The 18,931-nt window shown below is 70.8% G+C and carries 17 protein-coding genes; 9 read left to right on the forward strand and 8 right to left on the reverse strand.

The window, feature by feature from the left end; all coding sequences use genetic code 11:
* Nucleotides 1-159: 159 nt before the first annotated feature.
* The 5 genes from B9S58_RS15950 to B9S58_RS15970 form a co-directional block, all read right to left on the reverse strand.
* Nucleotides 160-888, reverse strand: a complete 729-nt coding sequence (locus B9S58_RS15950; protein WP_103532771.1) for a response regulator transcription factor — start codon at nt 886-888, stop codon at nt 160-162.
* Nucleotides 885-2,063: a sensor histidine kinase gene (locus B9S58_RS15955; protein ID WP_103532772.1), complete on the reverse strand. Its 1,179-nt coding sequence runs from the start codon at nt 2,061-2,063 to the stop codon at nt 885-887. The genes B9S58_RS15950 and B9S58_RS15955 overlap by 4 nt, the downstream gene beginning before the upstream one ends.
* Nucleotides 2,063-2,860 carry an SAM-dependent methyltransferase gene (locus tag B9S58_RS15960; RefSeq protein ID WP_103532773.1) on the reverse strand — a complete coding sequence of 266 codons (798 nt, stop codon included), beginning with the start codon at nt 2,858-2,860 and terminating at the stop codon, nt 2,063-2,065. Before B9S58_RS15960 ends, B9S58_RS15955 begins: the two co-directional genes overlap by 1 nt.
* Before the next feature lie 82 nt (nt 2,861-2,942).
* Entirely contained in the window at nt 2,943-3,647 is a 705-nt protein-coding gene (locus B9S58_RS15965) for a glycerophosphodiester phosphodiesterase (RefSeq protein ID WP_103532774.1), read from the reverse strand.
* Nucleotides 3,648-3,669: 22 nt separating this feature from the next.
* The gene (locus B9S58_RS15970) at nt 3,670-4,704 is read right to left on the reverse strand and encodes an adenosine deaminase (RefSeq protein WP_103532775.1); all 1,035 of its coding nucleotides are present in this window, start codon (nt 4,702-4,704) and stop codon (nt 3,670-3,672) included.
* A gap of 121 nt (nt 4,705-4,825) precedes the next feature.
* Between B9S58_RS15970 and B9S58_RS15975 the strand changes: the two genes are divergently transcribed.
* Entirely contained in the window at nt 4,826-5,620 is a 795-nt protein-coding gene (locus B9S58_RS15975) for a DUF4190 domain-containing protein (RefSeq protein WP_103532776.1), read from the forward strand.
* Between the two features lie 129 nt (nt 5,621-5,749).
* Here B9S58_RS15975 and B9S58_RS15980 read toward each other — a convergent pair whose 3' ends face one another.
* Complete coding sequence (locus tag B9S58_RS15980) at nt 5,750-6,370, reverse strand: NADAR family protein (protein ID WP_103532777.1); 621 nt, start codon at nt 6,368-6,370, stop codon at nt 5,750-5,752.
* A gap of 206 nt (nt 6,371-6,576) precedes the next feature.
* Between B9S58_RS15980 and B9S58_RS15985 the strand changes: the two genes are divergently transcribed.
* The 8 genes from B9S58_RS15985 to B9S58_RS16020 all read left to right on the forward strand — a co-directional run bounded on the left by B9S58_RS15985 (nt 6,577) and on the right by B9S58_RS16020 (nt 16,348).
* Nucleotides 6,577-8,091 (forward strand): gamma-aminobutyraldehyde dehydrogenase, encoded by a 1,515-nt coding sequence (locus B9S58_RS15985; RefSeq protein WP_103532778.1) that lies wholly within the window; start codon nt 6,577-6,579, stop codon nt 8,089-8,091.
* 74 nt (nt 8,092-8,165) lie between these two features.
* Nucleotides 8,166-9,413 (forward strand): PotD/PotF family extracellular solute-binding protein, encoded by a 1,248-nt coding sequence (locus B9S58_RS15990; protein WP_103532779.1) that lies wholly within the window; start codon nt 8,166-8,168, stop codon nt 9,411-9,413.
* Between the two features lie 72 nt (nt 9,414-9,485).
* Nucleotides 9,486-10,640, forward strand: a complete 1,155-nt coding sequence (locus B9S58_RS15995) for an ABC transporter ATP-binding protein (protein ID WP_103532780.1) — start codon at nt 9,486-9,488, stop codon at nt 10,638-10,640.
* Complete coding sequence (locus B9S58_RS16000; RefSeq protein ID WP_103532781.1) at nt 10,637-11,578, forward strand: ABC transporter permease; 942 nt, start codon at nt 10,637-10,639, stop codon at nt 11,576-11,578. The genes B9S58_RS15995 and B9S58_RS16000 overlap by 4 nt, the downstream gene beginning before the upstream one ends.
* Nucleotides 11,578-12,381 (forward strand): ABC transporter permease, encoded by an 804-nt coding sequence (locus tag B9S58_RS16005; protein ID WP_103532782.1) that lies wholly within the window; start codon nt 11,578-11,580, stop codon nt 12,379-12,381. Before B9S58_RS16000 ends, B9S58_RS16005 begins: the two co-directional genes overlap by 1 nt.
* A 23-nt stretch (nt 12,382-12,404) precedes the next feature.
* On the forward strand, nt 12,405-13,820 hold the full coding sequence (locus tag B9S58_RS16010; protein ID WP_103532783.1) for an FAD-binding oxidoreductase: 1,416 nt from the start codon (nt 12,405-12,407) through the stop codon (nt 13,818-13,820).
* Between the two features lie 147 nt (nt 13,821-13,967).
* Nucleotides 13,968-14,441, forward strand: a complete 474-nt coding sequence (locus B9S58_RS16015) for a hypothetical protein (protein ID WP_103532784.1) — start codon at nt 13,968-13,970, stop codon at nt 14,439-14,441.
* Between the two features lie 89 nt (nt 14,442-14,530).
* Complete coding sequence (locus B9S58_RS16020; RefSeq protein ID WP_103532785.1) at nt 14,531-16,348, forward strand: chitinase; 1,818 nt, start codon at nt 14,531-14,533, stop codon at nt 16,346-16,348.
* Here B9S58_RS16020 and B9S58_RS16025 read toward each other — a convergent pair.
* Nucleotides 16,314-17,147, reverse strand: a complete 834-nt coding sequence (locus B9S58_RS16025) for a phosphatase PAP2 family protein (RefSeq protein ID WP_103532786.1) — start codon at nt 17,145-17,147, stop codon at nt 16,314-16,316. The two genes, B9S58_RS16020 and B9S58_RS16025, sit on opposite strands and share 35 nt — an antisense overlap.
* A gap of 170 nt (nt 17,148-17,317) precedes the next feature.
* Nucleotides 17,318-18,658: a 4-aminobutyrate--2-oxoglutarate transaminase gene (gene gabT / locus B9S58_RS16030; protein ID WP_103532787.1), complete on the reverse strand. Its 1,341-nt coding sequence runs from the start codon at nt 18,656-18,658 to the stop codon at nt 17,318-17,320.
* Between the last annotated feature and the right edge of the window lie 273 nt (nt 18,659-18,931).

The following is an 18,931-nucleotide window of genomic DNA, read 5'->3' on the forward strand; positions in this document are numbered from 1 at the left end:
GCGCTCGCGGAAACGGGCCCGGCCGCGCCACCGGAGATGCCGAGGACCAGAGCGGTGGCCAGAAGCGTGCGGACAGATCTGTTCATCGGGGGCCTCCGAGGGAGAGAAGTCGTCAACTGTTTCTCGAATCCATCCTGTTGGCTCGGCGGTCCCGGCGGATCACCCGCCCGGGCGGTCCTCGGCGGGGGTGTCGCTCCCGCGCCCGGGGGAGGGCGTGCCGGTGACTCCCCCGTCCGAGGGAGCCACCAGCCCGGTCTCGTAGGCGCAGATGACGGCCTGGATGCGGTCGCGCAGCCCCAGCTTGGACGGCACGTTGCTCACATGCGTCTTCACCGTGTGCTCGCTCACCACGAGGGCCGCCGCGATCTCCGCGTTGGACAGGCCCCGCGCCAGGTGCAGCAGGGTCTCCCGCTCCCGGGCGGTCAGGACCTCCAGCCGGCCGGCCGAGGGCGCGGGCCGGCCCGCCGGGCGCGAGGTGTACTCGGCGATCAGTCGCCGGGCCACCGAGGGGGCGACCAGTGACTCCCCGGCGGCCACCACCCTTACCGCGTGCACCAGATCGTCCCGGCGCACGTCCTTGAGCAGAAAGCCGCTCGCGCCCGCGTGCAACGCCTCGTACACATACTCGTCCGCGTCGAACGTGGTCAGCATGATCGTCCGGCAGCACCCTTCGGCGGCGATCTCCCGGCACGCCGCGATGCCGTCCAGCACCGGCATCCGGATGTCCAGCAGCGCGACGTCCGCCCCGAGCCGGCGTACCGCCGCCACGGCCTGCGCCCCGTCCCCCGCCTCCGCCACCACCTCGATGCCGGTCTGGGCGTCCAGGATCATCGCGAAGCCGCTGCGCACCAGCTCCTGGTCGTCGGCGACCACCACCCGGACCGTCACGGCCGCACCCCTTCGGTCCCGGGTACGAGCGGCAGCCCGACCACCAGCTCGAAGCCCCGGCCGCCGGGGCCGCCACCGGCCGCAACCTTGCCCCCGTGCGCGGCGGCCCGCTCCCGGATCCCGATCAGCCCGAGCCCCTGGGTGGCCCCGGGCCCTTGCCCGTCGTCCCGCACGGTGATGGTCAGCTCTCTTTCTTCGTATGTCAGTGCCACGTCCACGTGGCCGGCCCGCGCATGCTTGACGACGTTCGTCAGCGCCTCCTGCACGATCCGGTACACCGTCGCCCCGGTGTCCTGCGGCAGCGGACGGACCGTCCCGGCCGTCGTGAAGGCGACCTCCGGGCCGCCGGTGCGCACCCGTGCCAGCAGGGCAGGCAGCTCCTCGGGTCCCGGCTGCGGCGAACGTGGGGCGGGCACCTGCCCGGGGCTGTCCTCGCGCAGCACCCCGAGCATCCGGCGCAGCTGCACCATCGCGTCCCGGCCCGACTCGGAGATCGCGTCGAACGCGGCCACCGCGCGCTCGGGGGCGGAGCGGACCGCCACCGGACCGGCCTCCGCCTGCACGATCATCAGGCTCACCGCGTGCGAGAGGATGTCGTGCATCTCCCGCGCGATCCGGGCCCGTTCGCGAGCCGCGGCCCGCTCCGCCTCGATCCGCCGGCCCAGCTCCGCCTGCCGGGCCCGGTCCTCCACCGCCGCCACATAGGCCCTGCGGGTGTGGCTGAGCCGCCCGAAGGCGTACGCGGCGCCGAACACGAAGAGTGAGAACAGCAGCTCCCGGGCCTCACCCGTGTTCCAGGCCACCGACGGGAACACCGCCGCGCCGACCAGCACCGCGACGGCCAACCGTCTGCGGGGCGGGGACAGTTCGGCGACCGTGTAGAAGGTCACCAGCCCGGCGTACGGCAACGGCTGGCCCGGACCGTCGAGGGCCAGCGTGTACAGCGCGCCGCCGGCCAGCGCCGCCAGCAGCACGGTGACCGGTGCGTGCCGCCGGGCGACCAGCGGCAGCACGGTCAGGGTCGTCAGCCCGGAGGCGCCCCAGGTCGCCTCCGGCAGGTTCGGTGCACGCGGCACGACGAACGGCATGGTCACCGCGGCCTGCACCGCGAGGGTGATCCACAGATCGACGGCCCACGGCCCGCGCAGCCGTGCCGACGGGCCCGGAGAGCGCATCAGGGCTTCCGGGCCACCACGCCGAACTGGGCGACCTCCGGCTCCCGCGGGTTCGTACGCCAGCGGGAGCAGGAGACGATCCCCGGCTCCAGGATCTCCAGACCGTCCAGGAACGAGGCGAACTCCTCCCGGCCGCGGGCGGTGATCGGCGGGACGGCGTTCTCGTTCCAGAAGCGCATCGCCGCCTCGTTGCCCTCGCCGCCCAGCTCCAGCGTCGGGTGGGTCAGCACCAGGTGGCTGCCCGGCGGAACGGCTGCCACCAGCGTCCGCACGATGGACCGCGCCTCGTCCGTGTCCAGCACGAAGTTCAGGATGCCGAGCATCATCACCGCGACCGGCCGCCCCAGGTCCAGGGTGGGCTCGGCGGCCCGCAGGATCTGCTCCGGGCGGTGCGCGTCCGCGTCGACGTACTCGGTCGCGCCCTCCAGCGAACTGGTCAGCAGGGCGCGGGCGTGGGCCAGCACGATCGGATCGTTGTCCACGTACACGATGTGTGCGTGCGGCGCGGTGTGCTGGGCGATCTCGTGGGTGTTGTTCCCGGTCGGCAGCCCGGTGCCGATGTCGAGGAACTGATCGATGCCCACGTCGCCGGCCAGATGGTGCACCGCCCGGCCGAGGAACGCCCGATCCGCGCGGGCCACTTGACCGATGCTCGGGTACATCCCGGTGACCTGGTCGCCCACCGCCCGGTCCACCGGGTAGTTGTCCTTGCCGCCCAGCCAGTAGTTCCACACACGGGCGTTGTGCGCGACGTCTGAACGTATCCGGGCGGTGGCCGTCTGCGGTCGGGGGTCCATCACATCTGCTCCTCGATGCCCAAGGGCCCGGCGCCCCGGGGCGGCGGCGGGCGGTGCGGGGACCCCCATCATGCCGGACCGATCAAGAACCGCCGCGACCGGGCGAGTTGGCCAGCAGCCGGTGAAGCGTGTCGATCCGGTTGGTGGTGATCGAGTCGACGCCCCGCTCGATCAGCCGGCGCATCGTGCGCTTCGTGTCGGCCGTCCACGCGGAGACGAGCAGCCCGTCCCGGTGCGCCCGGTCCGTCAGCTCCCGGCTCACCAGGCCGAAGCGGTAGTTCAGCCAGCGCGGCCGCACCGCCGCCAGCAGCTCCGGACGCGGCGGGGCCAGTGTGGTCCAGGTCAGGGCGATCTCGGCGGACGGATCGGCGGCCCGCACCCGGAGCATCGCGTCCGCGCTCGCGCAGTAGTACGCCCGCTCGCCCGCCCCGCACTCCCGCACCGTCCCGACGATCTTCCGCACCGAGGCGTCCGTCGAGCCGGGCAGGTCCACCATCACCCGGTGCGCCCCGACGGCGAGCAGCGCCTCGCGGAGCGTGGGCACCCCGCCGCCCGTAAGCTCCTTCAGCTCCGCGTGGTCCAGCCGGTCCAGGCGCCGGTCGTGGCCCCACAGCCGCTCCAGCGTCGCGTCGTGCAGCAGGACGGGTACCCCGTCGCGGGTCACCCGCACATCGATCTCGACCGCGTCCGCCCCCCGTTCGAGGGCGGAGCGGATCGAGGGCAGGGTGTTCTCGCGCGCGAGATACGGATCGCCGCGATGCCCCACGGCGGTGACGGTGTTGGCCATGGGGCCATTGTCGACGACCGGGTCAGCGGCCGGGCGCCCGGAGCCAGTTCGTCGTGTACGTGTCGATCTCCTCGGCCAGCTTCCGCTTGCCCGCCGGGTCGAGGAACGAGGCCTCCACGGCGTTCTTCGCGAGGTCCGCGATACCGCGCTCGTCGAGCTCCAGCAGCCGGGCGGCCACCGCGTACTCGTTGTTGAGGTCGGTGCCGAACATCGGCGGGTCGTCGCTGTTGACGGTCACCAGCACGCCCGCCGCCACCATCTCCCGGATCGGGTGCAGCTCGATGTCCGTGACCGCGCGGGTGGCGATGTTCGACGTCGGGCAGACCTCCAGAGCGATACGGTGCTCGGCGAGGTGCTCCAGCAGCCTCGGGTCCTTGACGGAGCTGGTGCCGTGGCCGATGCGCTCGGCGCGCAGCGCGGTCAGCGCGTCCCAGACCGTCTGCGGCCCGGTGGTCTCCCCGGCGTGCGGCACCGAGTGCAGGCCCGCGTCGATGGCCCGGTCGAAGTAGGGCTTGAACTGCGGGCGCTCCACCCCGATCTCGGGTCCGCCGAGGCCGAAGGAGACGAGCCCCTCGGGCCGGTGATCCACCGCGAGCCGGACGGTCTCCTCGGCCGCCTGGAGCCCGGCCTCGCCCGGGATGTCGAAGCACCAGCGCAGGACGACGCCGAGCTCGGCCTCGGCCACCCTGCGGGCGTCCTCTATGGCCTCCATGAACCCGGCCTCGGGGATTCCCCGGCGGGTGGAGCTGTACGGGGTCACGGTCAGCTCCGCGTACCGGATGTTCTGCCGGGCCATGTCCCGCGCCACCTCGAAGGTGAGCAGCCGGACGTCCTCGGGGGTGCGGACCAGGTCCACCACCGACAGGTAGACCTCGACGAAGTGCGCGAAGTCGGTGAACGTGAAGTAATCGGCCAGCGCCTCCGGGTCCGTGGGGACCTTGGAGTCCGGGTGGCGGGCGGCCAGCTCCGCGACGATCCGGGGCGAGGCCGACCCGACATGGTGGACATGGAGCTCGGCCTTGGGCAGCCCCGCGATGAAGGGATGCGGATCAGTCATCGGTCATCTCCCGGTTCGGTATGAGGTCGGCCGGGCGTACCGGCCGCACCGATCATCGCAGGCGGGGTCCGGGGCCGTCGGGCCTGGCCGTAGCATGACGGGACCACGATGGGGGAGGCCCATGTCAGACAACACAGAGCAGCCCGGGGGCGGGGCCGCGCCGCGCGATCCGTGGGCACCGCCGGACAGCAGCGGGGTGGAACTGAGCAAGCCGGGCGCGCGCATGCCGCCGCCCGCCGGGAGCACGCCGCCCCCGGTCCACGACCAGCCGACCGTGACGTCGATGCCGGGCGCCGGACCGGCCGCGGGGGACGGCACCGGGCCGATACCCCAGCCCGGAGGTTTCGGGCCCGCGCCCTCGGACGTACCGCCGCCGCCGACCGGTCCGAACGGTCCCGGCTACGCGACCCCGCCGCCGACCGGTCCGGGCTACGCGACTTCGCCGCCGACCGGTCCGAACGGTCCCGGCTACGCGACCCCGCCGCCGACCGCCGCGCACTACGGCTACCCGGCCCCGCCCGCGCAGCCGTACGGCGGCTACCCGGGCTACGGCGCCTACGGTGCCGGTTCGGCTGCCTGGGGCCCGGCGCCCAACAACGGTCTGGGCACGGCCGCGATGGTGATCGGCATCATCTCGGTGGTCGGCTTCTGCATGTACGGCGTCAACATCATCCTCGGCATCCTCGCCCTGGTCTTCGGCATCATCGGCCTCGGACGTGCCAAGCGCGGCGAGGCCACCAACCGGGGCATGGCGCTCGCCGGGGTCATCCTCGGCTCCGTCGGCATCGTCGTCGGCGCCGTGATCCTCGGCGCGCTCATCTTCTTCGCCGCCTCGGGCTCGGACAGCGACAGCGACTACGACGACACCTACGACGACCCGTTCGCCACGTCGCTGGTCGTCGAGGACCGCCGCTAGCGGGCCTCTCGTCGATCATGGTCGGCCGGGCAGGGACCGCTCCCCGCCCGGCCGGGCGCCGGTTGCCGAGGCCGACCCGTACGGAATCGCCCTATGCGGCTGAGCCCGCCCCGCCCCTACGGAAGCGCCTCAGCCCGCCGCGCCCGCCCGCAGCCTCTCCCGTGCCTCCATCAGCGCGAAGCCCAGCAGATTCAGCCCCCGCCACTGCTGCGGCCACTCCACCCGCTCGTCGTCCGCCGCGAGCCCGATGCCCCAGATCCGGTCCAGCGGCGAGGCCTCCACCAGCACCCGGTCCCCGGTGCCCAGGAGATAGCCGCCCAGCTCCGGGTCCTGCCCGAACTTGTGCACGCTGCCCGCCACGACCAAGGCGAACCGCTCCCGTATCCACACGTCCTCGTCGAAGCCGCGCACCAGCCGCCCCGCCTTCTTCGCCGCAGCCGGGCTCTTCGCCGAGACCGCCGCCCGCTCCGCCTCCGGATCGCCGAAGAGCCGCGCCTTGCCCGCCATCATCCAGTGCTCGGCGCTCGCGTACGTCACTCCGTCCACCGTGAACGGTGACGGCCACCACTGGCTCAGACAGTGAGGGCCTCCCTTGCGGACCAGGCCGGGCTCGCGGGGTCCGGCATGGTCCGCAAGGGAGGCCCTGCCCCCAAGCCGTCCGTCCGGACGCGGCCGGTGTCCCCAGAACGGCAGATACTTCACCCGCCTGCCCCGCGCCACGTCCGCCAGAAGCTCATCGACCGGTCCCATGCATGTGAGTGTGGCATCCGCCACTGACACTCCGTACGGGGATTTCCGCACTGACGCGACACATGGTCGACAGATTCCGTCGCGTAACCAAAAGGAAACAACGGAATCACTTGTTGGGTCAGAACCCCTCTGCCAGGATCGGCACTCAATTCACGAAGAAGCTACGCCGACCCCGCCCAGCGGGTACAGCGGCGGAGGAGAGCGTCATGAGCAACGGCTTCCAGGTTCAGGACCGCTTCGCGGAAGGTGCGCAGTACATCGGCGGCAAGCTGCTCCCCGGCACATCCGGCAACCACCACGAGGTGGTGAACCCCGCGACCGGCGAGAGCGTGCTCCGCTACGAGCTGGCGGGCGCCGACGACGTGGACGCGGCCGTCGCCGCCGCCCGCGCCGCCTTCCCCGGCTGGTCCGGCGCCACCCCCGGCGAGCGCTCCGAGGCGATGCACCGCTTCGCCGCCGTCCTCGCCGAGCAGGCGGACGACTTCGCGTACGCCGAGTCCCTCCAGTGTGGCAAGCCGATCAAGCTCTCCACCGAGTTCGACGTCCCCGGCACCGTCGACAACGCCGCCTTCTTCGCGGGCGCGGCACGCCACCTGGAGGGCAGGGCCGGCGCCGAGTACGACGGCGACCACACCTCCTACGTACGCCGCGAGGCGATCGGCGTCGTCGGCTCCATCGCCCCCTGGAACTACCCTCTCCAGATGGCCGCCTGGAAGGTCCTCCCGGCCGTCGCCGCAGGCAACACCATCGTCCTCAAGCCCGCCGAGCCGACCCCGCTCACCTCGCTGATGTTCGCGCAGGCCGCCACCGAGGCGGGCATCCCCGACGGTGTCATCAACATCGTCACCGGCGCGGGCAAGGACGCCGGGGAGCACCTCGTCGGCCACCCCGACGTCGTGATGACCTCCTTCACCGGCTCGACCGCCGTCGGCAAGCGGGTCGCGGAGATCGCCACCGCCACCGTCAAGCGCCTCCACCTGGAGCTCGGCGGCAAGGCACCCTTCGTCGTCTTCGACGACGCCGACCTGGAGGCCGCCGTCCACGGCGCGGTCGCCGGCTCCCTCATCAACACCGGCCAGGACTGCACGGCCGCCACCCGCGCCTACGTCCAGCGCCCCCTCTACGACGCCTTCGTCCGGGACGTCGCCGCGCTCATGGAGACCGTCCGGCTCGGCGATCCGTTCGACGCCTCGACCGACCTCGGCCCGCTGATCAGCCACGCCCAGCGCGACCGCGTCGCCGCCTTCGTCGAGCGGGCCCGCGGCTACGCCCGGGTCGTCACCGGTGGCGAGGCACCCGGCGGCGACCTCGCCGACGGCGCGTACTACCGGCCGACCCTCGTCGCGGACGCCGCGCAGGACAGCGAGATCGTCCAGTCGGAGATCTTCGGGCCGGTCCTCGTGGTGCTGCCCTTCGACACCGACGACGAGGGCATCGCGCTCGCCAACGACACCCCGTACGGACTGGCCGCCTCCGCCTGGACCCGCGACCTGTACCGCGCGAACCGCGCCACCCGTGAGATCCAGGCGGGCTGTGTGTGGGTGAACGACCACATCCCGATCCTCTCCGAGATGCCGCACGGCGGATACAAGGCCAGCGGCTTCGGCAAGGACATGTCGGCGTACTCCTTCGAGGAGTACACGCAGGTCAAGCACGTCATGTACGACAACACCGCGGTCGCCCGCAAGGACTGGCACCGCACGATCTTCGGGGACCGATAGCAGCTGCCGCACGATCGGGGCCCGTCCACGACGACGGGCCCCGGCGGCCTCCCACCCGAAAGGGCAAACAGCGTATGGAGAGTTACGAGCCCGAGCGCCTCTCGTCCGCCCAGCTGGCGGCCATGAGGCGGTCCTTGAACAGCGGCAGGGGCGCCCTCACCCGCCGCTCCCTGCTGCGCGCCTCCGGCATGGGCGCGCTCGCACTGGGCGGAATAGGCACCCTCGGCGCCTGCGGCATCCCGCCCGCCAAGCGCGCCGACGCCGGTGCGGCCGTCGACGACCACTCGGCCGAGGAGAAGGAACTCACCTTCTCCAACTGGACCGAGTACATGGACGTCAGCGAGGACGAGAAGAGCCGGCCCACCCTCCAGGCGTTCACGAAGCGCACCGGGATCAGGGTCAAGTACACCGAGGACATCAACGACAACGTCGAGTTCTTCGGGAAGATCAAACCGCAGCTCGCGGCAGGCCAGAACACCGGGCGCGACCTCATCTGCGTCACCGACTGGCTCGCCGCCCGCATCATCCGGCTCGGCTGGGCGCAGAAGCTCGACCCCGCGAACCTCCCGCACGCCTTCGCCAACGTGTCCGCCCAGTTCCGCACCCCCGACTGGGATCCGGGCCGCGCCTACTCCTATCCCTGGACCGGCATCCCGACCGTCATCGCGTACAACGTGAAGGCGACGGGCGGCCGCAAGGTCGACTCCGTCACCCAGCTCCTCGACGACCCGAAGCTCAAGGGCCGCGTCTCCTTCCTCTCCGAGATGCGCGACTCCATCGGCATGACCCTGCTCGACCAGGGCAAGGACCCGGGGAAGTTCACCGACGCCGACTTCGACGGCGCGATCGGCCGCCTCCAGAAGGCCGTCGACAGGAAGCAGATCCGCCGCTTCACTGGCAACGACTACACCGCCGACCTCAGCAAGGGCGACATCGCCGCCTGCGTGGGCTGGGCCGGGGACGTCATCCAGCTCCAGGCCGACAACCCGGACATCAGGTTCGCGATCCCGGCCGCCGGATACATCACCTCCAGCGACAACCTCCTGGTCCCCGCGCAGGCCCGGCACAAGACCAACGCCGAGAGGCTCATCGACTACTACTACGAGCCGCCGGTCGCCGCCCAGCTCGCCGCGTACATCAACTACGTCTGCCCGGTCGACGGAGTACGCGACGAACTCGCGAAGATCGACAAGTCGATGGCCTCCAACACGCTGATCCTCCCCGACGAGGAGATGGCGGCGAAGTCCCGCTCCTTCCGCTCCCTGAGCACGGAGGAAGAGACCGCGTACGAAGAGAAGTTCGCCCGACTCATCGGCGCCTGACCAGGCACTTTCCCCAGCCAGGTCCCCCTCCCCTTCCCTGAACTCTCCCCGAACACACTGGGACTGCGACCCATGACACAGCAGCAGCAGACCGCGGGCGGCGATGTCCGCCTCGCCGGGATCAGCAAGACCTACGGCTCCTTCACCGCCGTGCAGCCGCTCGACCTGACCGTGCCCCAGGGCTCCTTCTTCGCCCTGCTCGGCGCCTCCGGCTGCGGCAAGACCACCACCCTGCGGATGATCGCGGGCCTGGAGGAAGCCACCACCGGCACGGTCTCCCTCGGGGACAAGGACATCACCGACCTGCCCCCGTACAAGCGGCCCGTCAACACCGTCTTCCAGAGCTATGCGCTCTTCCCGCACCTGGACGTCGCCGAGAACGTCGCCTTCGGGCTCCGGCGGCGCGGCATCAGGTCGGTGAAGAAGCAGGTCGAGGACATGCTGGAGCTGGTCCAGCTCGGCGACTTCGCCCGCCGCAAACCGCACCAGCTCTCCGGCGGCCAGCAGCAGCGCGTCGCCGTCGCCCGCGCGCTCATCAACCACCCGCAGGTCCTGCTGCTCGACGAACCGCTCGGCGCCCTCGACCTCAAGCTCCGCCGCCAGATGCAGCTGGAGCTCAAGCGGATCCAGACCGAGGTCGGCATCACCTTCGTGCACGTCACCCACGACCAGGAGGAGGCCATGACCATGGCCGACACCGTCGCGGTGATGAACGGGGGCCGCGTCGAGCAGCTCGGCGCACCCGCCGACCTCTACGAGAACCCGCGCACCACGTTCGTCGCCAACTTCCTCGGCACCTCCAACCTCATCGCGGGCGAGGTCGTGTCCACGGGCGGCGAACTGGTGGTGGCCGCGGGCGGGGGAAAGCTCACGCTGCCTCGCGAGCGGTGTTCGGCCCCCACCTCCAGCGGCGGCCGGCTGCTCCTCGGCATCCGGCCCGAGAAGATCTCCCTGGCCCACGCGGACGACGCGGATGACGTCGCCGCCGGCCGCAACCGCGTGACCGGCCGCATCACTGACTCCAGCTTCATCGGGGTCTCCACCCAGTACGTGGTCGAGAGCCCGGCCGGGACCGCCCTCCAGGTGTACGAGCAGAACATCGAGAGGGACACGCGCCTGGTCCCCGGCGCTGAGGTCGTCCTGCACTGGAACCCGGCCCACACCTTCGGACTCGACGCCGCCCAGGACATCGGCGCGGGCGCTCTGAGCGTGGAGGACGCGGAGTGAGCCTCACCGAAGCGCCGCCCGCGCCCCCTTCGCAGCCCGAGGAGCCCCAGGGGCTCAAGCTCCGCAAGCCCTCCACCCGCAAACGGCTCGTCCCGTACTGGCTGCTGCTTCCCGGCATCCTGTGGCTGGTCGTCTTCTTCGCCCTGCCGCTCGTCTACCAGGCGTCCACCTCCGTGCAGACCGGCTCGCTGGAGCAGGGCTTCGAGGTCACCTGGCACTTCCAGACGTACGTGGACGCGCTGCGCGAGTACTACCCGCAGTTCATCCGGTCCCTGCTGTACGCGGGCACCGCCACGCTCCTGTGCCTGCTGCTGGGCTACCCGCTCGCCTACCTCATCGCCTTCAAGGCGGGCCGCTGGCGCAACCTGGTGCTCGTGCTGGTCATCGCCCCGTTCTTCACCAGCTTCCTCATCCGTACGCTGGCCTGGAAGTCGATCCTCGCCGACGGCGGCGCGGTCGTGGACGTGCTCAACACCCTGCACGTCCTGGACGTCACCAGCTGGCTCGGCTGGACCGAGTCCAACCGGGTCCTGGCCACCCCGATGGCCGTCGTCTGCGGCCTCACGTACAACTTCCTGCCGTTCATGATCCTGCCGCTCTACACCTCGCTGGAGCGGATCGACGGCCGGCTGCACGAGGCGGCGGGCGACCTCTACGCCACCCCCGCCACCACCTTCCGCAAGGTGACGTTCCCGCTCTCCATGCCCGGCGTCGTCTCCGGCACCCTGCTGACCTTCATCCCGGCCAGCGGCGACTACGTCAACGCCGAGCTGCTCGGCTCCACCGACACCAAGATGGTCGGCAGCGTCATCCAGAGCCAGTTCCTGCGGGTCCTGGACTATCCGACGGCCGCCGCGCTCTCGTTCATCCTCATGGCGATCGTCCTGCTGGCGGTCACCTTCTACATCCGCCGCTCCGGGACGGAGGACCTGGTCTGATGCCCGTACTGCGCTGGATACGCCGGAACCTGATCGTCATCGCGGGTCTGCTGACCCTCGCGTACATGATCCTTCCGAACATCGTCGTCATGGTGTTCTCGTTCAACAAGCCCAACGGGCGATTCAACTACGCCTGGCAGCGGTTCTCGCTGGACGCCTGGAAGGACCCGTGCGGCGTCGCCGACCTGTGCGGCTCGCTCTCCCTCTCGCTCCAGATCGCCTTCTGGGCGACGCTCGGGGCGACCGCGCTCGGCACGATGGTCGCCTTCGCGCTGGTCCGCTACCGCTTCCGGGCGCGCGGCGCGATCAGCTCGCTGATCTTCCTGCCGATGGCGATGCCCGAGGTCGTCATGGCCGCGTCGCTGCTCACGCTGTTCCTGAACATGGGCGCCCAGCTCGGCTTCTGGACCGTGCTGATCGCGCACATCATGTTCTGCCTCAGCTTCGTGGTGACGGCCGTCAAGGCGCGTGTCATGTCGATGGACCCGCGACTGGAGGAAGCCGCCCGCGACCTGTACGCGGGTCCCGTGCAGACCTTCGTACGGGTGACCCTTCCGATCGCCGCACCGGGAATCGCGGCGGGTGCGCTGCTGGCCTTCGCGCTCTCGTTCGACGATTTCATCATCACGAATTTCAACGCGGGCTCCACCGTCACGTTCCCCATGTTCGTCTGGGGTTCGGCACAGCGCGGCACGCCCGTGCAGATCAACGTCATCGGCACCGCCATGTTCATCATCGCGGTGACGGTGGTTCTCGCCGGCCAGCTCATAGCCAACCGGCGCAAGAACAACGTTCGGCCCTGAAATTCCTGAAGGAGTTGGAAACCATGGCCCCAGCTGCCATGCGTATCGCTGCACAATCACTCTCCGGCGCCAAGCCGGTCTCCTACTGGCTCGACGACCCGGCCAGACCCGATGCGCTCCCCGCCCTCATCGGCGACGAGCACACCGACCTGCTGGTCATCGGAGGCGGCTACAGCGGACTGTGGACCGCGCTCATCGCCAAGGAGCGCGACCCGGACCGTGACGTCGTCCTCATCGAGGGACACGAGGTGGGCTGGGCCGCCTCGGGCCGCAACGGCGGCTTCTGCGCCGCCTCCCTCACCCACGGCCTGGCCAACGGCGTGGAGCGCTGGCCCGACGAGATCGCGAAGCTGGAGGAGCTGGGGGAGCGGAACCTCGACGCCATCGAGGCCGCCGTCGCCCGCTACAAGATCGACTGCGAGTTCGAGCGGACCGGCGAGATCGATGTGGCCACCGAGCCCCATCAGCTCGAAGAGCTGCGGGAATGGCACGAGGAGATTCAGCGGCTCGGCATCACCGGCGTGGACTTCCTGGACCGTGAGGCCCTGCGTGCCGAGGTCGACTCGCCCACCTTCCTCGGTGGGCTCTGGGACCGGCGCGGCGTCGCGATGCTGCACCCGGCGAAGCTCGCCTGGGGCCTGAAGCGGGCCTGCCTGGAGCTCGGCGTACGGATCCACGAGCACACCCGCGGGCTCGACCTGGTCCGCTCCGGAACCGGGATGGCGGTCCGCACTCCGTACGGCAGGGTCTTCGCCCGCCGCGTCGCGCTCGGCACCAACATCTTCCCCTCACTCGTCAAGCGGGTCCGGCCGTACACCGTGCCGGTCTACGACTACGCGCTGATGACCGAGCCGCTCACCCCCGAACAGCTCGATTCCATCGGCTGGAAGGGGCGCCAGGGACTCGGCGACAGCGCCAACCAGTTCCACTACTTCCGGCTTTCCGCGGACAACCGGATCCTGTGGGGCGGATACGACGCGATCTATCCGTACGGGGGCCGCCTCAGCGCCGATCTCGATCAGCGCCCGGAAACGTTCCTGAAGCTCGCGGAACAGTTCTTCACCTGTTTTCCGCAGCTTTCCGGATTGCGTTTCTCGCACGCCTGGGGCGGCGCGATCGACACCTGCTCCCGTTTCACCGCCTTCTTCGGAACCGCTCACCAGGGGCGGGTCGCGTATGCCGCCGGATTCACCGGACTCGGCGTCGGATCCACCCGGTTCGGGGCCGATGTGATGCTCGACCTGCTCTCCGGCGAGGAGACGACACGGACCCGGCTGGAGATGGTCCGCACCAGGCCGATGCCCTTCCCGCCGGAGCCCTTCGCCTGGGCCGGGATCGAGATCACCAAGCGGTCCCTGGCCCGCGCCGACAGCAACGGCGGGCACCGCAATCTGTGGCTGAAGACCATGGACAAGCTGGGTCTGGGCTTCGACAGCTGACCCGCTGCCACGGCGGAGCGGCCGCTGTGACCCACTTCACTGCCAACTGGTAGCCCCGACCCGCGTCATAGCCGGGGCCGAACCCTCTCTCGCACGTGTACGCACCGGCGGAACCCTGCCGGTGCTCACGTCAACGGGAGGCTGGTCATGACTGGCTCGGAAACGAAGGCCGCGGTCCAGTGGCTCACATCGGTGGCATCGGACCCGGGCGCCTGCCGGTGGGAGTGGGAGCGCAACCCCCAGGGGGTCGTGCTCCTCCCCGCCGGCAGGCGCTGGGACGTCCTGATCCTCCCGGGCGAGCTGGGCTGTCCGACGCTCGACGTCCTCACCCGTCTGGTCGACCGCCCGGGCCCCGTCCTCGCCGACTTCGGTGAGTCCCGCATGGGCTTCTTCGTCCCGCCGGGCACCGTCTCCCGCTGGCTCGGCTCCGGGATCAGGGGCTGTGGCCAGGGCACCTGGATCGTCGTCCCGTATCCGGGGCGGACTGCCGGGGGAGTGCGCTGGCTGGTCCCGCCGGACGGCTCGGGGACCCTCACCGATACCGGAGTCCTCGAACTCGCCATGCACGAGGCGGCGGGCGCCGCGGCCCGGGACGCCCGCGAGGGGCGCCCGGACGGCTGAGCCGGCTGCCAGAGGTCTTGACAACCTGATTGGTCTGGACCATGTTGTGCGCACGCCACACCCTAATTTCCCCCTGCGTGGAGGCTGTTGTGGAACGCACCGGACCAACCGTCAGATCTTCCAGATTTCTGGCCGTCTGCTCGGCCACCCTGATCGCCGCCGGGGCCCTGGTCGCCTCGGCCCCGGCGGTGGGCGCCGCCGACGCGGACCTGGTGCGCAACGGCGGCTTCGAGGCGGGCCTGGACGGCTGGAGCTGTGCGAACTCCAGCGGGGCGGCCGTCACCGCGCCCAAGCGCAGCGGCACCTCCGCGCTCAAGGCGACCCCGGCCGGCAGCGACCACGCCAAGTGCTCCCAGACGATCAACGTCAAGCCCGACTCCTCGTACACCCTGAGCGCCTGGGTGCAGGGCAGCTACGTCTACCTCGGCGCGTCCGGGACCGGCACCACCGACGTCTCCACCTGGACCCAGTCCCCCGGCGCGTGGAAGCAGCTCACCACCACCTTCAGGACCGGCCCCGCCACCACCTCGGTGAGCATCTACACCCACGGCTGGTACGGCACCCCGGACTACTACGCCGACGACCTCACCCTCGTCGGCCCCGGCGGCGAGCCCGTCGTGATCCCGGCCGTCCCCGCGGGCCTGAGGACCACCGCGACGACATCCTCCTCGGTGGCGCTCTCCTGGACCGCCGTCTCCGGCGCGAGCGGCTACCACGTCTACCGCGGCGGTACGAAGGTGGCCACCGCCACCGGGCCGTCCGCCACCGTGACCGGCCTGACGCCCTCCACCGCGTACAGCTTCCAGGTCACCGCCACCAACGCGGCCGGGGAGTCCGCGAAGTCGGCCGCCGTCACCGCGACCACCGCGGAGGGCGGCGGCAACACCGAGCTCCCGCCCCGTGCGCTCGTCGGCTATCTGCACTCCAGCTTCGCCAACGGCTCCGGTTACACCCGGATGGCGGACCTGCCCGACTCCTGGGACGTCATCAACCTCGCCTTCGGCGAGCCGACCTCCGTCACCTCCGGCGACATCCGCTTCGCGCTCTGCCCGGTCGCCGAGTGCCCGAACGTCGAATCCGAGGCGGAGTTCAAGGCCGCGATCAAGGCCAAGCAGGCGGCGGGCAAGAAGGTGCTGATCTCGATCGGCGGCCAGAACGGACAGGTGCGGCTCGGCTCCACCGCGGCCCGGGACGCCTTCGTCACCTCGGTCTCGAAGATCATCGACACCTACGGTCTCGACGGCCTCGACATCGACTTCGAGGGCCACTCGCTCTCCCTGGACACCGGCGACACCGACTTCCGCAGCCCCACCACACCGGTGATCGTCAACCTGATCTCCGCGGTGAAGTCCCTCAAGGCGAAGTACGGCCCGGACTTCGTCCTCACGATGGCGCCCGAGACCTTCTTCGTGCAGCTCGGCTACCAGTTCTACGGCTCCGGACCCTGGGGCGGCCAGGACCCGCGCGCCGGCTCCTATCTGCCGGTCATCCACGCCCTGCGCGACGACCTGACCCTGCTGCACGTCCAGGACTACAACTCGGGCCCGATCATGGGCCTGGACAACCAGTACCACTCGATGGGCGGCGCGGACTTCCACATCGCGATGACCGACATGCTGCTCGCGGGCTTCCCGGTGGCGGGCGACACGAGCAAGGTCTTCCCGGGCCTGCGCCCCGACCAGGTCGCCATCGGTCTGCCGGCCTCCACCCAGGCGGGCAACGGCCACACCTCGCCGGCCGAGGTCAACAAGGCGCTCGACTGCCTGATCAAGAAGACCGACTGCGGCTCCTACCGGACCCACGGGACCTGGTCCGACCTGCGCGGCCTGATGACCTGGTCCATCAACTGGGACCGCTTCAACAACGAGGAGTTCAGCCGGAACTTCGACGCCTACTTCGGCGACTGACCCACCACAGGGGCGTCAGCACCAACGGCCCCAGGCACCAACTGGCCAGCACGTCCAGCGGCCAGTGGTAGCCGTGCAGCACCAGACCGACGCCCGTCGCCGTGGTCAGCAGGATCGCGGCGACGGGCGTCATCCACGCCCGGGGCCAGGACGCCGCCCGCAGCCACGTTGGGCGCGGAAGGGCCAGCAGCACCAGGGCCGAGGCCCCGTACGCCACGGCGGCCGTCGCCGTATGACCGGACGGGTAGTAGTTGACCGCCTCGGTCAGCGGTCCCTGCCGGGCGGTCGCCACCTTCAGCGGAATCACCAGCGCGGGCACCGCCGCCATGGTGAGGGCCGCGTACCCGGCCGGCCGCCATGCACGACACCACAGCGCGTACCCGATCACGAGGGTCAGCACGGGAAGCGCCACCGGCATTCCGCCGAGGTCGGAGAGGAGCTGCGTCAGTGCGCCCGGCCCGCGCTCGAAGAGCTTCGCCCCCAGGCGCTCGTCCAGCCGCAGGAGCGGGCCGTCGACGGCGACCTGCCAGGTGATCAGCGCGAAGAGGACCGCGAGCAGGCCGAGGGCACCGGAAACGAGAGGGGCCGGCCACCCGGGAACAGGGGGGGTTGTTCCGGGATGGCCGGCGGGATCGGTTCGCCGCGCGCCCCGGGGGGTGTGGGGCGGGCGGCCGTCCGATCGGTGAGGAGTCCCGGAGCCATCGGCTCCGGCATGCGCGAACGCACGCCCCGGAAGGCGCCGGGGAAGCCCCGGCCCGGAGTCGGCCGAGGTTTCCCGCGGCCGAGGTGTCTGCCTCATCTGCAGAAACCGTACGGCAGCGGAGGGGCGGCCGACAGTCGCCACCACCCCCCGCCATCGCCCCCGCACAGGTTCTTCACAGGCCTCACTCGGATGCGCGGCGAACGCGCCGGGAACCGCCCGCCGCTCGCATTCCGGTTCGAGAAGTACTCGGTCGAATCTTCGACGGATCAGATTCGGTCGAAAGCCTGCTCGATCAGGTCGAGGCCCTCGTTCAGCAGGTCCTCGCCGATCACCAGCGGCGGCAGGAAGCGCAGGACGTTGCCGTACGTACCGCAGGTCAGGACGAGCAGGCCCTCCGCGTGGCAGGCCTTCGCGAGCGCGCCCGCCGCCTCCGGGTTCGGGTCCTTCGTGCCGGACTTCACCAGCTCGATCGCGATCATCGCGCCGCGGCCGCGGATGTCACCGATGACGTCGCCGTTGGGGAGCTTGGCCCGCATCTCGGCGAGGCGGCCCTTCATGACCTCCTCGATCCGCTTGGCCTTCCCGTTCAGGTCCAGCTCGCGCATCGTCTCGATGGCCCCGAGCGCACCGGCGCAGGCCACCGGGTTTCCGCCGTACGTACCGCCCAGGCCGCCCGCGTGCGCGGCGTCCATGATCTCGGCGCGGCCGGTCACGGCGGACAGCGGCAGACCGCCCGCGATGCCCTTGGCGGTGGTGATCAGGTCCGGGACGATGCCCTCGTCCTCGCAGGCGAACCACTGGCCGGTGCGGCAGAAGCCGGACTGGATCTCGTCCGCGACGAACACGATGCCGTTGTCCTTGGCGAACTGCGCGATCGCCGGCAGGAAGCCCTTGGCCGGCTCGATGAAGCCGCCCTCGCCGAGCACCGGCTCGATGATGATCGCGGCGACGTTCTCCGCGCCGATCTGCTTGGTGATCTCGTCGATGGCCTGCGCGGACGCCTCGGCGCCGGCGTTCTCGGCACCGGTCGGCCAGCGGTAGCCGTAGGCGACCGGGACGCGGTAGACCTCGGGCGCGAACGGGCCGAAGCCCTGCTTGTACGGCATGTTCTTCGCCGTCATGCCCATCGTGAGGTTGGTCCGGCCGTGGTAGCCGTGGTCGAAGACGACGACAGCGGTGCGCTTGGTGTGGGCACGGGCGATCTTCACCGCGTTCTCGACGGCCTCGGCGCCCGAGTTGAACAGCGCGGACTTCTTCGCGTGGTCGCCCGGCGTCAGCTCGGCGAGCTGCTCGCAGACCTCGACGTACCCCTCGTACGGCGTGACCATGAAACAGGTGTGGGTGAAGTCCGCGAGCTGCGCGGAGGCGCGGCGCACGACGGCCTCGGCGGACGCGCCCACGGAGGTCACGGCGATCCCGGACCCGAAGTCGATCAGCCGGTTGCCGTCCACGTCCTCGATGATCCCGCCGCCCGCACGGGCGGTGAACACCGGCAGGGTGGAGCCCACACCTGCGGCGACGGCCGCGACACGGCGAGCCTGCAGCTCGGCCGACTTCGGGCCGGGGATGGCGGTGACGACGCGGCGCTCCTGCGGGATTGCGGTCATGAGGGGCTCCTGGGGGGTGTTTCGGACGCTCTTCTTTCTGCAGGCTAGAGGTGGGGGAGGGGCGCGGGCATGCTCCGATCGGGAGTGGTGGGGGTGTGTCCTTGTCCTTGGCGGACAGATGACCCGGCTGCCCCGCGCGTCGGCGCGACCCGCGTCCACCCGGTCTCCCGGACGGTCACTATCCGGGCGCGTTGCTGAACTCGCCCTGTGCGCGCACTAGATTGACCGGGGCAGCGGACGGACCGGCAGGTCAAGGGGGCAGTGGTTCATGGA

The sequence above is a fragment of the Streptomyces sp. SM11 genome (genome assembly GCF_002910905.1).
In the GTDB taxonomy this organism is placed as follows: Bacteria; Actinomycetota; Actinomycetes; order Streptomycetales; family Streptomycetaceae; genus Streptomyces.

What these genes read in the sequence shown, in the direction of transcription:
- B9S58_RS16025 (WP_103532786.1), bottom strand. Translation starts at nt 17,147, where the DNA reads ATGAGGCAGACACCTCGGCCGCGGGAAACCTCGGCCGACTCCGGGCCG.
- B9S58_RS16010 (WP_103532783.1), top strand. Translation starts at nt 12,405, where the DNA reads ATGGCCCCAGCTGCCATGCGTATCGCTGCACAATCACTCTCCGGCGCC.
- B9S58_RS15975 (WP_103532776.1), top strand. Translation starts at nt 4,826, where the DNA reads ATGTCAGACAACACAGAGCAGCCCGGGGGCGGGGCCGCGCCGCGCGAT.
- B9S58_RS15995 (WP_103532780.1), top strand. Translation starts at nt 9,486, where the DNA reads ATGACACAGCAGCAGCAGACCGCGGGCGGCGATGTCCGCCTCGCCGGG.
- B9S58_RS15985 (WP_103532778.1), top strand. Translation starts at nt 6,577, where the DNA reads ATGAGCAACGGCTTCCAGGTTCAGGACCGCTTCGCGGAAGGTGCGCAG.
- B9S58_RS15960 (WP_103532773.1), bottom strand. Translation starts at nt 2,860, where the DNA reads ATGGACCCCCGACCGCAGACGGCCACCGCCCGGATACGTTCAGACGTC.
- B9S58_RS15970 (WP_103532775.1), bottom strand. Translation starts at nt 4,704, where the DNA reads ATGACTGATCCGCATCCCTTCATCGCGGGGCTGCCCAAGGCCGAGCTC.
- B9S58_RS16005 (WP_103532782.1), top strand. Translation starts at nt 11,578, where the DNA reads ATGCCCGTACTGCGCTGGATACGCCGGAACCTGATCGTCATCGCGGGT.
- B9S58_RS15955 (WP_103532772.1), bottom strand. Translation starts at nt 2,063, where the DNA reads ATGCGCTCTCCGGGCCCGTCGGCACGGCTGCGCGGGCCGTGGGCCGTC.
- B9S58_RS15965 (WP_103532774.1), bottom strand. Translation starts at nt 3,647, where the DNA reads ATGGCCAACACCGTCACCGCCGTGGGGCATCGCGGCGATCCGTATCTC.
- B9S58_RS15980 (WP_103532777.1), bottom strand. Translation starts at nt 6,370, where the DNA reads ATGGGACCGGTCGATGAGCTTCTGGCGGACGTGGCGCGGGGCAGGCGG.
- B9S58_RS16015 (WP_103532784.1), top strand. Translation starts at nt 13,968, where the DNA reads ATGACTGGCTCGGAAACGAAGGCCGCGGTCCAGTGGCTCACATCGGTG.
- B9S58_RS15990 (WP_103532779.1), top strand. Translation starts at nt 8,166, where the DNA reads ATGGAGAGTTACGAGCCCGAGCGCCTCTCGTCCGCCCAGCTGGCGGCC.
- gabT (WP_103532787.1), bottom strand. Translation starts at nt 18,658, where the DNA reads ATGACCGCAATCCCGCAGGAGCGCCGCGTCGTCACCGCCATCCCCGGC.